This window comes from Dellaglioa sp. CoH-57-MRSF-19 (assembly GCF_056781975.1).
In genome coordinates this window covers 1-235 of record NZ_JBXAXW010000344.1, presented here as the reverse complement: position 1 = coordinate 235, position 235 = coordinate 1, and the positions used below count along the sequence as shown (strand labels likewise).

Here is a 235-nt window from a genome sequence, read left to right as displayed (position 1 = left end):
TAATCGGGGTCATCGGCTCACTGAGCCATTAACCGCTGACGCTGAGGAACAGAAAATGACGAACACGAACGCAAGCGCCCCCGTCCGGTGCAAGGGCTATCAATCCGTGTCGTTTGCGCGTGCTGAGGCACCGAGCGACGTAATCGGCTCGTTCTATGCCGTGTACCCGGATGGCCGCGTCTATGAAACGCCGATCACACTCGCGCAGTATCGCACGCACCTGTTTGCGTTCCGG

General features: G+C 59.1%; 1 protein-coding gene. It reads left to right on the top strand.

Annotated elements, in window-relative coordinates; translation table 11 throughout:
• Positions 1 to 55: 55 nt before the first annotated feature.
• A partial coding sequence (locus tag AC1RO3_RS09430; protein ID WP_481764160.1) for a hypothetical protein occupies positions 56 to 235 on the top strand: 180 nt, incomplete at its 3' end.